Origin of the sequence: Kitasatospora sp. DSM 101779 (assembly GCF_025655475.1) — a bacterium.
Classification (GTDB): domain Bacteria; phylum Actinomycetota; class Actinomycetes; order Streptomycetales; family Streptomycetaceae; genus Kitasatospora.
Map to the genome: position 1 here is coordinate 2,280,410 of NZ_JAHTIK010000001.1, position 14,244 is coordinate 2,294,653.

Annotated in this window: 11 protein-coding genes and 1 pseudogene; 8 read left to right on the forward strand and 4 right to left on the reverse strand. The window is 75.0% G+C overall.

Annotated features, from left to right (window positions below):
• Positions 1 to 571 (reverse strand): annotated as a pseudogene (locus KSNIM_RS10595) (helix-turn-helix transcriptional regulator); the annotation flags it as partial.
• Between the two features lie 182 nt (positions 572 to 753).
• Between KSNIM_RS10595 and KSNIM_RS10600 the strand changes: the two are divergent.
• Together KSNIM_RS10600 and KSNIM_RS10605 are read left to right on the forward strand one after the other, a co-directional pair.
• Positions 754 to 1,209, forward strand: coding sequence for an ATP-binding protein (locus tag KSNIM_RS10600; protein WP_263102986.1), 456 nt, complete (start codon positions 754 to 756; stop codon positions 1,207 to 1,209).
• A 239-nt stretch (positions 1,210 to 1,448) separates the two neighbouring features.
• Positions 1,449 to 3,338, forward strand: coding sequence for a M1 family metallopeptidase (locus KSNIM_RS10605; protein ID WP_263102987.1), 1,890 nt, complete (start codon positions 1,449 to 1,451; stop codon positions 3,336 to 3,338).
• Between the two features lie 185 nt (positions 3,339 to 3,523).
• Here KSNIM_RS10605 and KSNIM_RS10610 read toward each other — a convergent pair whose 3' ends face one another.
• The gene (locus tag KSNIM_RS10610) at positions 3,524 to 3,943 is read right to left on the reverse strand and encodes an SHOCT domain-containing protein (protein ID WP_263102988.1); all 420 of its coding nucleotides are present in this window, start codon (positions 3,941 to 3,943) and stop codon (positions 3,524 to 3,526) included.
• A 310-nt stretch (positions 3,944 to 4,253) separates the two neighbouring features.
• Here KSNIM_RS10610 and KSNIM_RS10615 point away from each other — a divergent pair, with 310 nt between their 5' ends.
• The 6 genes from KSNIM_RS10615 (at position 4,254) to KSNIM_RS10640 (ending at position 10,739) form a co-directional block, all read left to right on the forward strand.
• The gene (locus KSNIM_RS10615; protein ID WP_263102989.1) at positions 4,254 to 5,552 is read left to right on the forward strand and encodes a PucR family transcriptional regulator; all 1,299 of its coding nucleotides are present in this window, start codon (positions 4,254 to 4,256) and stop codon (positions 5,550 to 5,552) included.
• Positions 5,553 to 5,854: 302 nt separating this feature from the next.
• Positions 5,855 to 6,670, forward strand: a complete 816-nt coding sequence (locus KSNIM_RS10620; protein WP_263102990.1) for an ABC transporter ATP-binding protein — start codon at positions 5,855 to 5,857, stop codon at positions 6,668 to 6,670.
• Positions 6,667 to 7,449, forward strand: coding sequence for an ABC transporter ATP-binding protein (locus KSNIM_RS10625; protein ID WP_263102991.1), 783 nt, complete (start codon positions 6,667 to 6,669; stop codon positions 7,447 to 7,449). Before KSNIM_RS10620 ends, KSNIM_RS10625 begins: the two co-directional genes overlap by 4 nt.
• Positions 7,446 to 8,336 (forward strand): branched-chain amino acid ABC transporter permease, encoded by an 891-nt coding sequence (locus tag KSNIM_RS10630; RefSeq protein ID WP_263102992.1) that lies wholly within the window; start codon positions 7,446 to 7,448, stop codon positions 8,334 to 8,336. The genes KSNIM_RS10625 and KSNIM_RS10630 overlap by 4 nt, the downstream gene beginning before the upstream one ends.
• Positions 8,329 to 9,486 carry a branched-chain amino acid ABC transporter permease gene (locus tag KSNIM_RS10635; RefSeq protein ID WP_411543688.1) on the forward strand — a complete coding sequence of 386 codons (1,158 nt, stop codon included), beginning with the start codon at positions 8,329 to 8,331 and terminating at the stop codon, positions 9,484 to 9,486. Before KSNIM_RS10630 ends, KSNIM_RS10635 begins: the two co-directional genes overlap by 8 nt.
• Positions 9,483 to 10,739: an ABC transporter substrate-binding protein gene (locus KSNIM_RS10640; protein ID WP_263102993.1), complete on the forward strand. Its 1,257-nt coding sequence runs from the start codon at positions 9,483 to 9,485 to the stop codon at positions 10,737 to 10,739. Before KSNIM_RS10635 ends, KSNIM_RS10640 begins: the two co-directional genes overlap by 4 nt.
• A 121-nt stretch (positions 10,740 to 10,860) precedes the next feature.
• Here KSNIM_RS10640 and KSNIM_RS10645 read toward each other — a convergent pair whose 3' ends face one another.
• Together KSNIM_RS10645 and KSNIM_RS10650 are read right to left on the reverse strand one after the other, a co-directional pair.
• A complete protein-coding gene (locus KSNIM_RS10645; protein WP_263102994.1) occupies positions 10,861 to 12,687 on the reverse strand; it encodes a BTAD domain-containing putative transcriptional regulator in 1,827 nt (608 codons plus the stop codon).
• A gap of 299 nt (positions 12,688 to 12,986) precedes the next feature.
• Entirely contained in the window at positions 12,987 to 14,003 is a 1,017-nt protein-coding gene (locus KSNIM_RS10650) for a CHAP domain-containing protein (RefSeq protein WP_263102995.1), read from the reverse strand.
• Between the last annotated feature and the right edge of the window lie 241 nt (positions 14,004 to 14,244).

Consider the following 14,244-nt stretch of genomic DNA (forward strand, 5'->3'; position numbering starts at 1 on the left):
GTGCGAACACGTCCGGGGCCGGGCCGTCCCGCGCGGCGAGCAGGTCGAGCAGGTCGGCGACCACCTGGGCGGTGCCGCCGGCCGCCCGGTGCAGCCGGTCCGCGAGGTCGGGCGGGCAGCGGTCGGCGCCGAGCGCGGCGGCGGCCATCCGCCGGACGTCCTCGCGGCCGAGCGGTCCGAGGGGGTGGCGGACGACGGTGAGCCCGGCGGGGTACTCGGTGTCCGGGCCGAGCGGCAGGCCGGGGTCGGCGAGCTCCTCCGGGCGGTAGCCGAGTACGCAGGCGAGGCCGGCCGGCGGGTCGGCGAGCAGGGCGGCCAGGGCGGCGCGGCGGTCCGGGCCGGCCCGGTGGACGTCGTCGACGAGGAGCAGGGCGGGGCCGTCGGCGGGTGCGGCGGCGGACTGCGGGTCGGTGCGGACGGGCACCGGCACTCCGTGGGCGAGCCGGGCGAGCAGGCGGCTCTTGCCGGTGCCGGCCTCGCCCTCGACGAGCAGCAGGACGGGACGGGCGGCGCCGCCCGTCCAGGCCCGTGCCAGCAGCTGCCGCAGTGCGGTCTCGTTCAGTGCGTCCACACCTGCCACCCTGTCGGAGTTCACCGGATCGCCGGGCTTTCTTTGCGTATCCGTACTTCAGTCTCCACTGATTGCCGCGACCGTGGGAGTGCGGGCAGCGTGGTCCGGGTCATGGCCTCGCGGCCCGTGGGTCGGCGGGGGCCGCCGCCGATGCCGCCCACCGCGCAGGCAGGAGCCCCCGCGTGAGCAACTCGATCTCTTCCGGACCCGTCGCCCTGGCCCCCGAACCGGACGTGCCGGTCCGGTCCGCCCGCCTGACGGCCTCCGTGACCCTTCCCGCCGAACCGGAGTCGGTGCCCCGGCTGCGCCGCATGGCGCGGGCGCTGGTGCGCAACCGGCGGCTGTCGGCGGACGTGGCCGAGGCGCTCTCGGTGATCGTGACCGAGCTGGTGACCAATGCGGTGCTGCACAGCGGCAGCGCGGACGTGTCGGTGCTCTTCGAGGTGAGCGAGTCCGCGCTGACGGTGCGCGTCCGGGACTGGGGCCAGTGGCGTGAACGGACCTCCCCGCGCTGCGAGGCGGTCGACGTGGACGCGGCGTTCGGCCGCGGACTGGACCTGGTCGACGCCTTCGCGGTGGACACCACCGTGGTCCGCTCCGCCGACGGCACCCTGGTGGAGGCCGTGATCGCCCTGTAGGGCGCGCCTTCCGGGGGCGCCCTCCGATCGGGTGCCCGGCCGGCCGATCGGCCGGGGATGCGCAAAGACCCGGCCAAATCTATGGCATGCCCTCTTCAACAGAAGGGCGGGCTGCTGTCACGCTTCTCTCGGCCTCGCGACCGGCGGGCCCCGATCCCCGCCGGTCGTCAACGTGCCTTCCGCGCGGGCGGGTTGACCCTACGTCCGGTACGGAAGGGCCCCCTACCCGAAGAGGATCGATGAGAAGCACCCTTCTCCCCCTGGTCGCCGCGGGCGCGCTGCTCACGGCCGCCGTGGCGGCGACCGGCGCCACCACGGCCACCGCCACCGCGACCACGGCGGCAGCCTGCACGCCCGCCCAGGTGGTCGCCAACGGCGGTTTCGAGTCCGGCAGTTCACCCTGGTCCGCGTCGAGCGGGGTGATCACCGGCGGCGGCGGGCAGACCGCGCACGGCGGCAGCTCCTTCGCCTGGCTGGACGGCTACGGCTCCTCCCACACCGACACGCTCTCGCAGTCGGTGACCCTGCCCGCCGGCTGCACCTCGGCCACCCTCAGCCTCTGGCTGCACGTGGACACCGCGGAGACCACCGCGGCCACCGCCTATGACAAGCTCACCGCGAGCATCGGCGGTACCACGCTGGCGAGTTGGTCCAACCTGGACGCCCGCCCCGGCTACCTGCAGAAGACCTTCGACGTCTCGTCCTTCGCGGGCCGCACGGTGGCGCTCTCCTTCACCGGCACCGAGGACTCCGGCCTGCAGACCAGCTTCGTGCTGGACGACATCGCCCTGGCCGTCTCCGGCGGCGGCACCCCGACACCCACGCCCACGCCCACGCCCACGCCGAGCCCCACCGGCACCCCGGCACCGGACGCCACCCGGACCCCGGCCGCCCCGGCCTACACCGTCTCCCTGACCAGCGACGCCTCGGGCGCCTCCTGGACGGGCCACGAGAGCGTCTCCTTCACCAACGCCTCGGCCACCCCGCTCGCCGAGGTGTACCTGCGGCTGTGGGACAACGCGCACGGCAGCTGCCCGAGCACCCCGATCACCGTCACCAACGTCACCGGCGGGACGGCCGCCGCCCTCTCGGTGGCCTGCACGGCGATGAAGGTCACCCTGCCCGCGCCGCTCGCACAGGGCCAGGGCGGGACGGTCGGCTTCGACCTCGGCATCACCGTGCCGAGCGGCGCGGACCGCTTCGGCCACGACGGGGCGTACAACTTCCTCGGCAACGCGCTGCCGGTGCTGGCCGTCCGGGACGCCGCCGGCTGGCAGCTGGACCCGTACACCAACAACGGCGAGTCGTTCTACTCGCTGGCCGCGGACTTCGACGTGACCCTGGACCACCCGAGCGGCCTGCTGGTCCCGGCCACCGGCACCTCGGTGGACACCGCCGGCGGCGCGGGCCGCACCGTCACCCGCGCGACCGCGGCCAAGGTGCGCGACTTCGCCTGGGGCGCAGGGCCGTTCACGAGGATCAGCGGGACCTCGACGGCCGGCGTCAAGGTCAACGTCTACTCGGTGAGCGGGATCTCCTCCGGTGACGCCCAGTCGATGCTGACCACCGCCGAGTCCGCGGTGGACGCGCACGCGCAGCGCTTCGGCGCCTACCCGTACGCCGAGTTGGACGCGGTGCTCGACAACAGCTTCTGGTTCGGCGGCATGGAGTACCCGGGCTTCGTGCTCGACCTGGTGTCCACCACCGCGCTGACCCACGAGATCGCGCACCAGTGGTTCTACGGCATCGTCGGCGACGACGAGTACACCAGCCCGTGGCTCGACGAGTCGTTCACCGACTACGCCACCGACCTGGCCCTCGGCAAGAGCGGCAGCAACTGCTGGAACAGCGTCTCCTGGTCGTCCTCCGCCGAGAAGATCACCGACTCGATGGCGTACTGGGACGCCCACTCGTCCCGGTACTCCACCGTCGTCTACACCTACGGCAAGTGCGCCCTGCACGACCTGCGGCGGCTGATCGGCGACGGCGCGATGAGCACCCTGCTGCACGACTACGCGCAGTCGCACTGGTACGGGGTGAGCACCACCGCCGAGTTCAAGGCGGCGGCCCAGGCCGCGTCCGGCACCGACCTGACCTCGTTCTGGAGCCAGCACCGGATCGAGGGCTAGCAACTGCCCTCAGAGCCCGCATCCGGATCGCGCAGTTCCCCGCGCCCCCTGGGGCATCCGTACACCGTTGAAGAAACACGCCAGGGCCGGACCCGTCCTTGACGCACACGGCACCGGGCGTCCCCGCCGGGGGCGCCCGGTGCTCCGCCGTTCGAGTGAAACGAGGACCCGGACGGGACGGCCGGTCAGGCCAGCAGCTTCGCCTTGGCCTTCTGGAACTCCTCCTCGGAGATGGCGCCGCTGGTCTTCAGGTCCGCGAGCCTGGCCAGTTGGTCGGCATGACTCTGGGCCGTGCCGCCGCCTCCGCCCCCTCCGCCGCCCTCGGCGGCCGCGCGGCGGATGTACGCCTGGAACGCCTCGTCCGTCCGCTGCGCCTGCTCCAGGTCGCGCTGGGCCATCGAGCCGCCGCGCGCGATCAGGTAGACCAGCACGCCGATCAGTGGCAGCAGGATGACGAAGATCGTCCAGCCGGCCTTGCCCCAGCCGCCCATGTCCTTGCTGCGGAAGATGTCCGTGATGATCTTGAAGAGCAGGAAGAACCAGAGGATGAAGACGAAAAGCTCCAGCATCGTCCAGAAGATGTTGAGCAGCGGATAGTCGTCCATGGCACTCCCGTCCCAGCCGTTCGCCGGCCGACCGGCGGGCTGTCGGTCCACGGCGGCGCCCCCGCACCGCCCGTCCCAGCCGTCCGATCCGGACAGGGGACAGAACGAGTCATACCACCACACTCCGGGTGCGGCACGCGGCATGTCGGCCGGCCGGGGATGCCGGGGCGGCCGGGTGCCCGGTCACGCCCCGGCAAGCGCGCGGTCACGATTCGGCCGACTGTCGCCGAGGGCGGCGGCCGTCCTTGTGCGGGCCGGTCCGGATGACTTTGACTAGCACTGCTAGTTAAGAGTCGACGAGGGAGCGCCCGTGAGACCACCCGCCCTGGCTCCGCCCGCCGCACCGACTGGCCCCGCCCCGAAGCCCCGGCTGCGCGGCCTGCCCGAGGAACCGCCCGCCCGACGACCGGTCCGGTCCCGGGCCGACACCGCGTCCGAACAGCTGCTCCGCCGCACCGCGGCCCACCTGCTGCAGGACGTCGACGGGCTCGCCCGCGAGCTCGTCGCCCAGATCAGCGCCCGGGAGCCCGCCTACCCCGCCACCATCGGCCCCGAGGAACTGCGGCTGGAGGTGCGCACCTCGCTGGAGAGCTCGGTCCGCACCCTGCTCGACCCGCCCGGCACCTGGGAGGCCGCCCGGCTCTGCTCCTGGCAGATCGGCGCCCGCCGCGCCCAGCGCGAACTCCCGCTGGACGCCCTGCTGCACGCCTTCCGGCTCGGCGGGGCCCTGGTCTGGCGGCGCCTGGTGGAGACCGCCACCCACCGCGAGCCCGACCACGCCCACCTGCTGCTGCACAGCGCCGCCGGCATCTGGAGCTTCGTCGACGAGCACTCCGACCTGATCACCCAGGCCTACCGGCTGGTCGAGAGCCAGACCGCCCGCGAACACCGCGAACGCGCCCGTGCCATGGTGCAGGCCCTGCTCGACGGCACCACCCGGATCACCGACCTGCCCACCGTCGCCGCCGCACTCGACCTCCCCGAGCGCGGCCGGTACGCGGTCGCCGCCCTCGCGGGGCCCGCCGGTCCGCCGCGCCTCCCCGCCGTCGCCGCCCCGGCCCCCGTCGACCCGCCGCCCGGCGTGCGGATCGTCCGGCACCGCGGCGGCGACGGCGAGCACGCCCTCGTCCTGCTCGGCGAAGCCGACCCGGCCGAGGTCGCGGCCTGCCTCGGCCACCACCGGGGCGCCCGGGTCGGTATCGGCACCGTCGTGGAGGAACTCGCCGAGATCGGCGCCGCCCGGCGCTCCGCCGACATCGCGCTGCGCACCTGCACCTCCGACGGCGACATCGCCCTGCTGCACGAGCGGCTGCCCGCCGCCCTGGTCGTCTCCCTCCCCGACTACGGCACCGCCCTGGTCGAGCGGGCGCTCGGCCCCGTCCTGGAACTCGACACCCAGGACCGCGAGTCGATGCTCAGCACCCTCGACGTCTGGCTGGACAGCGCCGGCTCCGCCCAGCGGGCCGGCACCCGGCTGTTCTGCCACCGCAACACCGTGCTCAACCGGCTGCGCAGGTATGAGCAGTTGAGCGGCCGCAGCCTGAACCACCCGCGCCACCTGGTCGAGTTGTCGCTCGCCCTGGACGCGTACCGGCTGCTGCCGTCCTGACGCCGGGGCGCCGCCGGGGCCGTGGTCTGAAGCCCCGGCGGCGGACCTGCCGTGCACTCTCCCCGCTCCCGGACCCCGCGCGCCGCCCCCGGCCGCCGGTACTGGTCGAGCTCACAACGCGGCCCGCCGGGCGCTGTGCAGCCGCAACGCGTGCCCGTACCGCCATGGACCGCCGCTCGGCCGCCGTGGTGTCCTGCCGCTCACCCAGAACCGGGCAGACGCCCCCGTCGCCCGAGCTTCCCACCCTCCCGAGCGGCTGCTGCCCCGTGTCCGCGGCCCGGCGCTCGGACGCAAGGAGCACCATGAGCCCACCCGAGCGGTCGAGCACGCTGACCGTCGAGAATCTGCACGTCGCCTACGGGCGCGCCGTCCGGGCGCTGCGCGGGGTGTCGCTGGACCTCCCGGCCGGGCGGATCACCGCCGTCCTCGGCGCCAACGGGGCCGGCAAGAGCACCCTGCTGCGGGCCGTCTCGGGCACGCTCGGCCTGCACCGGGGCGCGGTCACCGCCGGGTCGGTGGCGGTCGACGGCCGCCCGCTGACCGAGGACCCGGCCCGTGCCGTGCGGGCCGGCGTCGTCCAGGTCCCCGAGGGCAGGCGGGTGTTCGCCGACCTCACGGTCGAGGAGAACCTGCGGGCCGGCGAACTCGGCCGCGGCCGCAGCGGCGCCGCGACCCGGCGGGAGGCCCGTGAGCGGGTCTTCGCCCTGCTGCCGGTGCTGGCCGAGCGCCGCCGCCAGCGGGCCGGCCTGATGTCCGGCGGCGAGCAGCAGATGCTGGCGATCGGACGGGCGCTGATGGCCGATCCGTGCGTCCTGCTGCTGGACGAGCCCTCGCTCGGCCTCGCCCCGCGGATGGTGCGGCAGATCGGCGCGATCGTGCAGGAGATCAACCGCCAGGGCACCTCGGTGCTGCTGGTCGAGCAGAACACCGCGATGGCGCTCTCCGTCGCGCACCGCGCGCTGGTGCTGGAGAACGGGGTCGTCCGGCTGGAGGGCACCGCCGCGGAACTCGCCGCCGGGGACGAGGTCCGCCGGCTGTACCTCGGCGCCGCCGAGGAGGACGGGCCGGCGACCGGCGGCCGTCCGCCCGTCCGCGAGCTGCGCAGGTGGACGGCATGACCGCCCCGACCGCCGCCCGGCTGGAGGTCCGCGGGGTCACCGTCCGGTTCGCCGGCCTCACCGCGCTCGACGACGTCTCGTTCACCGTCGAACCGGGCACCGTGCACGCCCTGATCGGCCCGAACGGCGCCGGCAAGTCCACCTGTTTCAACGTGCTCTCCGGCGTGTACCGGGCCGCCGCCGGCAGCGTCGTGTACGGCGGGCGGGAGCTGACCGGGATGGCGCCGCACGCCGTCGCCGGGCTCGGCATCGCCCGGACCTTCCAGAACATCGTGCTCACCGCGGGCACCGTCGCCGACAACCTGATGCTCGGCCGGCACCGCCTCACCCGGGCCGGGTTCGCCGCCACCGCGCTGCGTCTGCCGGGCGCCGTCCGCGAGCAGCGCCGGCACCGCGCTCGGGCCGCCGAGATCGCCGAATTCCTCGGCCTGGAATCCCATTTCGACCAGCCGGTCGGGGCGCTGCCGTACGGCGTGCGCAAGCGGGTCGAGCTGGCCCGGGCGCTCTGCGCCGAACCGGGGCTGCTGCTGCTCGACGAACCCGTCGCCGGGATGAACCCCGCCGAGCGGCTGGACATGGCCGACACGGTGGCCGCGATCCGTGCCGCGCTCGGCATCTCGATCCTGCTGGTCGAGCACGACATGGGGATGGTCATGCGGCTCGCCGACACCGTCACCGTCCTCGACTTCGGCCGCCGGATCGCCGACGGCACCCCGGAGACCGTCCGGCAGGACCCGGCGGTGCTCCACGCCTACCTCGGACAGCAGGAAGCAGCATGACGCGGCTCGCCGAAACCCTGCTCGACGCCCTCGCCCTCGGCTCGGTGTACGCCCTGGTCGCGCTGGGCTTCACCGTCGTCTTCAAGGCCTCCGGAGTGATGAACTTCGCGCACGGCTCCGTGCTGCTGCTGGGCGGCTGGGTGGTCGCCGCCACGCACGGCGCGGTCGGCTTCCCGCTCGCCGTACTGCTCGGCGCGGCCGCCGCCGCGGCCGCCTCCGGCCTGCTCCACCTGCTCACCGCCCGCGGGCTCCGCGGGGCGGGCGCGCACGCCGCCACCATCCTCACCATCGGCGCCGACCTGGCGCTGCTGACCGCACTCGGCCGGGCGATCGGCGCCGACTACCTGGCCACCGGCGACCCGTGGGGCTCGGCCGTGGTCCGGATCGGCGGGGTGCACGTCGTCGAGGCCCGGCTCGCCGGGATCGCCGTCTCCGTCGCCCTGATCGGGGCGGTCTTCGCCGCCTTCCGCTGGACCCGCTGGGGGCTGGCCATGCGGGCCGCCTCCGCCGACGAGGAGGCCGCCGCGCTGATGGGCGTCCGCCTCGGCCGGATGCGGCTGACCGCCTGGTGCACGGCCGGCGCGCTCGCCGCCGTCGCCGCGGTCTTCCTCGCCGCCTTCCCCTCGCCGGGCCTGGACCGCTCGACCGGCCAACTCGCGCTCGCCGCCTTCCCCGCGGCGGTCCTCGGCGGCCTGGACTCGGCCGCCGGAGCCCTCGTCGGCAGCCTCGCCATCGGCCTGGCCGGCGCCCTCGCCGCCGGCTACCAGGACGAGCTGGGCGCATTCGGCGAGGGGCTGCCCGGCATCGCCCCGTACCTGGTGATGGTCGCCGTGCTGCTGGTGCGGCCCTCCGGGCTGCTCGGATCGAAGGAGGCCGTCCGTGTCTGAGCTGCTCACCGGGCGCCGCGCCGCGGCCGGCGCAGGCGTTCTCGTCCTGCTCGCCCTGCCCTTCTACGCGGACGGATTCTGGCTGCAGAGCGGGCTGTTCGCGATGGCCGCCGTGCTCGGCGCGATCGGTCTCGGCCTGCTCACCGGCACCGCCGGACAGCTCTCGCTCGGCCACTCCTTCTTCCTCGCCGTCGGCGCGTACGGCTACGTCTGGTTCTCCGGCGGGGCGTCCGGCAACGGCCCGTCCCGGCTCACCGGACTCGGCCTGCCGCCGCTGCTCGCCCTCGTCCTCGCGATCGCGCTGGCCGGCGCCGCCGGTGCCGTGTTCAGCCCGATCGCCGGGCGGCTGCGCGGCATGTACCTGGGCGTGGCCACCCTCGCGCTGGTCTTCCTCGGCCAGCACGTGATGCTCAACTCCCGCAGTGTGACCGGTGGTTTCAACGGCCGCCCGGTCGAGCCGATGTCACTGTTCGGCTTCTCGTTCAGCGACGCCTCGCCACGTGGCCTGGCCGTGCTCGGCGTGCCCTTCGGCGGCCTGGAACGGCTCTGGTACCTGGGGCTCGCCCTGGTCGCGATCGGCCTGTTCACCGCCCGCAACCTGCAACAGGGCCGCCCCGGACGGGCGTTGGCCGCGCTGCGGGACAGCGGCACCGCGGCCGCCGTGATGGGCGTGCCGGTCGCCCGGTACCGCTGCGCCGCGTTCACCGTCTCCTGCCTGTACGCGGGGGCAGGCGGGGCGCTCACCGCACTGGCCTTCACACGGGTGGTGCCCGACCACTTCGGGCTCGCCCTGTCGATCGACTTCCTCGCGATGATCGTGATCGGCGGGCTCGGCTCGGTCGGCGGCGCGGCCGCCGCGGCCGTCCTCGTCTCCCTGCTCCCGCAGGTCCTCACCGTGTACGCGGAGCGGCTGCCGCTGATCGCGCCGGCGGGCTCGGACGCCTTCGGCGCCACCCCCGGCGAGGCCGCCCGCTGTCTGTACGGCGCAGCCGTCGTCCTGATCCTCACCCTCGCCCCGGACGGGCTGGCGGGCCTCGCCCGCCGGTACCGGCCGCGGCCCGCGCCGGCCGCCGCGTCCACGGCCCCGGCGCCCGTCCCCGTCTCCCGCACCGCCACCCGTCCCTCGCCCGGCAAGGAGCCCACCCCGTGACCGACCGCAGACTGCTCAGATCCGCCGCCGCCCTGGCCGTCCTCGCACTCGCCGCGACCGGCTGCAGCATCAAGGCCGACACCTCCTCCGACCGGGTCGGCAACGACGGGGTGAGGATGGGCCCCGGCGTGACGGAGACCACCATCACCCTCGGCGCCCTCACCGACCTCAGCGGCGTCTACGCCTCGCTCGGCAAGAGCATCGTCAACGCCCAGCAGCTGTGGGTGGAACAGACCAACAAGGTCGGCGGCATCTGCGGCCGCAAGGTCGAGATCAGGGTGAAGGACCACGGTTACGACGTGCAGAAGGGCGTCGCCGCCTTCGCCGAGGTCGAGCCCGGCTCGGCGATGCTCACCCAGGTGATCGGCTCACCGGTGGTCGCCGCGCTCAAGCAGGAGATCGACAGCAAGAAGATCCTCACCCTGCCGCTCGGCTGGTCCTCCGGCCTGCTCGGCCAGAACTACATCCAGGTGGTGGGCCCCACCTACGACATCGACATGATCAACGCGGTCGACTTCCTGACCCGGAAGGCCGGACTGGCCGCCGGCGACAGGATCGGTCACGTCTACTTCGAGGGCGAGTACGGCGAGAACGCCCTCGCCGGCGCCGAGTACGCGGCGAAGCAGCACGGCTACACCGTCGTCGGACAGAAGATCAAGGCCACCGACACCGACCTCGGCGCCCAGGTCACCGCGCTCAAGCAGGCCGGGGTGAAGGCGATCCTGGTCAGCGCCGGCCCCAAGCAGTCCGCCTCGCTGGTCGGGCTGGCCGCCGCCCAGGGCCTCACCGTGCCGGTGGTGGGCTCCGCCCCCGCTTTCGCCCCGCAGCTGCTGGACAGCGCCGCGGCCCCCGCCCTGGAGAAGATGTTCTACCTGGTCAGCGGCTACCCCGCGCCCAGCGCGGACACCTCCCGGATGCGGCAGCTGGTGCAGGACTACCAGGCGAAGTACCCGGGCGCGCCGGTGGACAGCGGCGTGGTCAGCGGCTGGGTGGCCGCCCAGGTCGCCGCCGAGGCGCTCAGCAACGCCTGCACCGCCAAGGACCTCACCCGGGAGGGCATCGTGGCCGCCCACCGCAGCCAGAAGGCGCTCAACGTCCTGGACGTGCCGCTCGACTTCACCGACGCCGCCAAGCCCTCGGCGTACGGCTCGTTCATCCTCAAGCCGGCCAAGTCGGCCACCGGCGGCCTGACCGTCGCGGAACCCGCGCACGAGGTCGAGGCCACCCGCGGCTACCCGCTGCCCAGGGGCTGAGCCCACCGGGGTGGCCTGGCCGACCCGCCCGGCCACCCCGTACTCCGCCGACTCCCACGGACGAGCCCCGGCATGTCGCTCTCTCTCGCCGGGGGCCGCCCGGGGCCCGGCGCCGGGCCGGTCAGCCGGCGAGGGCGGCGCGGCGGGGGGTACGGGGCTCCGGCACGGTGGGGGCGGGGCGGTGGCGGGCCCGTTCGCGGGCATAGGTGCGCAGGAGTGGCTCGTAGCGGTAGCGGCCGGGCTCGCGGGCGGTGAGCAGGCCGGCGTCGGTGAGTCGTTCGAGGACGCGTTCGGCGCGGGCCGGGGGCTCGCCGAGCAGGCGGGAGGCGGTGCTCAGGCCGACGGTGTCGGTCGGGGCGAGGGCCAGGAGGTGGAAGGCGCGGGCGGTCGGCGGGTCGAGGCTCTCGCAGCCGGCCGCGAAGGCCGCGCGGACGTCCAGGCTGCCGAGGCAGAGCTCGTCGAGGGCGCGGCCCTCGTCGGCGAGCCGTTCCACCAGGTGCCGGACCGTCCAGGAGGGCCGGGCGGCGAGCCGGGCTCCGCAGATCCGCAGGGCGAGTGGCAGTCCTCCGCAGGCGGCGGCGAGTTGGGTGAGCGCCCGGTGTTCGGCGGCGGCCCTGGCGGGGCCGACCAGACGGGCGAGGAACTGTCGGGCCTCGTCCGCGGGCAGCGGTCCGAGGTGGAGGGCGTGGCTGCCGCCGAGGTCGGGCAGCCGGGTGCGGGCGGTGATCAGTGCGGAGTTGCCGGGGCCCGCGGGCATCAGCGGCCGGATGTGGGCGCTGTCGCGCGCGTCGTCGAGGACGACGAGCATCCGCCGGTCGGCCAGCAGGGAGCGGAACAGCGCCGTCCGGGAGTCGGTGTCCGGCGGGACGGCGGCGGCGGGCACGCCGAGGGCGAGCAGGAAGCTGCCGAGCACGGCGTGCGGGGCGGCGGGCTTTCGGCAGCTGCCGCGCAGGTCGGCGTAGAGGGTGCCGTCGGGGTGTGCGCCGCGGGCGGCGTGTGCGGCGTGCTGGACGAGGGTGCTCTTGCCGGCGCCGGGCTGGCCGCTGACGACCGCGATCAGCGGGGCGCGGCGGCCTTCGGCCGTGAGCATGGCGGCGAGGTCGGCGGACTGCTCCGTCCGGCCGGTGAAGTCGGTGAGGCAGGGCGGCAGCTGGGAGGGGGTGACGAGGACGGTCCGGATGCGGGCGGCCGTCCGGGCGGGTGCGGCGAGGGCGGGGTCGGCGCGCAGGATTCCGGCGTGCACGGCGCGGAGTTCGTTGCCGGGGTCGACGCCGAGCTCGTCGGCGAGCACCCGGCGGACCTCCCCGTACACGGCGAGTGCCTCGGACTGGCGGCCGCTGCGGTAGAGGGCGGTCATCAACTGGGCCCAGAGGCGTTCGCGCTCGGGATGAGCCGCGGTCAGCACCCGCAGCTCGCCCAGGAGTTCGGTGTGCCTCCCGAGGGCGAGCGCCGCCTCGGTGCGGCCTTCGAGGACGTCCAGGCGGGCCTCGGCGAGCCGCCCGGCCTCGGCGCGGCGGAGCGCCTCGGAGGGGACGTCGACGAGGGCGGGGCCGCGCCAGAGCGCGAGCGCCGCCTCGTAGTGGGCGACGGCCTGCTCGGCGTCCCCGGTGCGGAGCCGGTCGTGACCGAGGTCGCGCAGCCGGGTGAACCGGTCGGCGTCGAACTCCTCGGCGGCGGCGGAGAGGACGTAGCCGCCGGCCTCGGTGGCGAGCCGGTGTCCGGCCTCGCCGAGGGCCTTGCGCAGCCGCATCACGTAGTTGCGCAGGGTGGTGGCGGCGGTGCGCGGCGGCCACCCGTCCCACACGGTGTCGGCCAGCACGTCGGCCGGTACGACCTGTCCCCGCCGCACCAGCAGGGCCGCCAGCAGCGCCCGCTGCTTGGCCGCCGCCACCGGGCGGTCGCCCTCGCCGTCCCGCACGAGCAGCGGCCCGAGTATTCCGAACTCCATCCCACACTCCCCCACACCTCGGCCTGGTGCACCGGGCGGCGGGGCCGTCCCCACGACCCGCCGCCCGGCGCGACTCCGTTCTATGCCGGTGCGGGGTTGACCGGTGGATCATGCGGTGACGGCCAATCAACTCCGGGCATGGCACGGTCATTCGAGGTGGGCGCGGGCGGCGCGGCGGCGCGGCGGCCGGGCTGCGGGGCGCGGATGCGGGGTGGCGGGGCCGGTGCGCGGGCGGCGGCGGTGCGGATTGGCCGGGCCGCTGCCCGCGCCGGTCAATCAATTCCGGTCAACCGGCCGGTTCAGCCGCAGTGGCTCCAGCCGCTCGTCCAGGTGGTGCCGCGGTAGGAGCCTCCCCAGTCGACGCAGGTGCCGGCGGCGTTCAGGGTCACCGGGCCCGCGTAGTAGGTGTAGCTGCCCGGGTTGGCCCCGGCGGCACCGCCCTGCACCTTGAGGGTGGCGTCCATCGGGACGGCGCCGGAGGGCTGGTCCGCCAGGGTGACCACGCAGTTGCGGCCGCTGGAGGCCTCGTACAGCAGGTAGGCGGTGGCGCCGCCGAGGGAGTGCGAGTCGATCACGCCGAAGCCGGGGCCGCAGACCTGGGTGGGCGTGTACGGGTTGGCGGTGGAGGCCGTGACCGGGGTGATGTAGCCGTCGATGCGGTAGCCGTGGGCCGGGTCGACCGTGCTGGGCACGCTGCCGACGGTGCGCTGGGCGGCCGGGATCGTCAGCGACACCACGGAGGAGCTCCTGGCGAACGCGGCCTCGTCGGCGGCGTTCGGGTCGCCGTTCCAGTCGCCGTTGGCGGTCACCACCGCGCCGTCCGCGCCGACCGAGGTGACGATCCCGACGTGGTGGATCACGGTGCCCGAGCCGGTGCCGGTGCCGTAGATCACCGCGTCGCCGGCCTGCGGCTGGTAGGAGGCCGCGGTGTGCAGGGTGCCGTTGTTCTGCCCGTAGGTGCGGAAGCTGACCGCGGAGGCGTCGAGTCCGGTGACGGCGAGGCCCGCGTTGCGCCACGCCCAGATCGCGAAGTCGGCGCACCAGTACTCGGGGGCGCCGGCCCAGCCGACGCAGCTGTGCTCGAACTGGGCGCCGCCCAGGGTGTTGCGGGTCGGCGTGTTGGCGCAGGTCCCGGCGGAGCGGCCGGTGTTGGCCGCGGCGAGCTGCGCGGCGTCGGCCGCCGCGGCGGTGGCGGTGGCGGGAGCGGCGGGGGCCGCCGTGGCGGGCGAGGTCGGGGCGAAGGCGGTGAGGCCGAGTGCGAGGGCCGCGGCGGCGGCCAGCGGGGCTATCCGGCGCAGGACGAACGTGGGTTTCACCGTTCTCCTCAGGGGCGAAGGGAGTTGCGGGGGCCGCTGCGGCGCGACGGCGGGGTACCTGCCCGTCGCCGCACCGCAGTGGTCCGCATCCTCCGCCGCCCGCGTAGCGCCCCGGTCGCGCGGCCTAACCGGCCTGCCCGCCCGCGGCCATGACGCCGGGTCGGACGAGGGGCGTCAGCCGTGTCCCTGGTCCGGGTACCGGCAGGCGGCCTTGCGGGCGCGGGCCAGGTCGGCCTCGGGG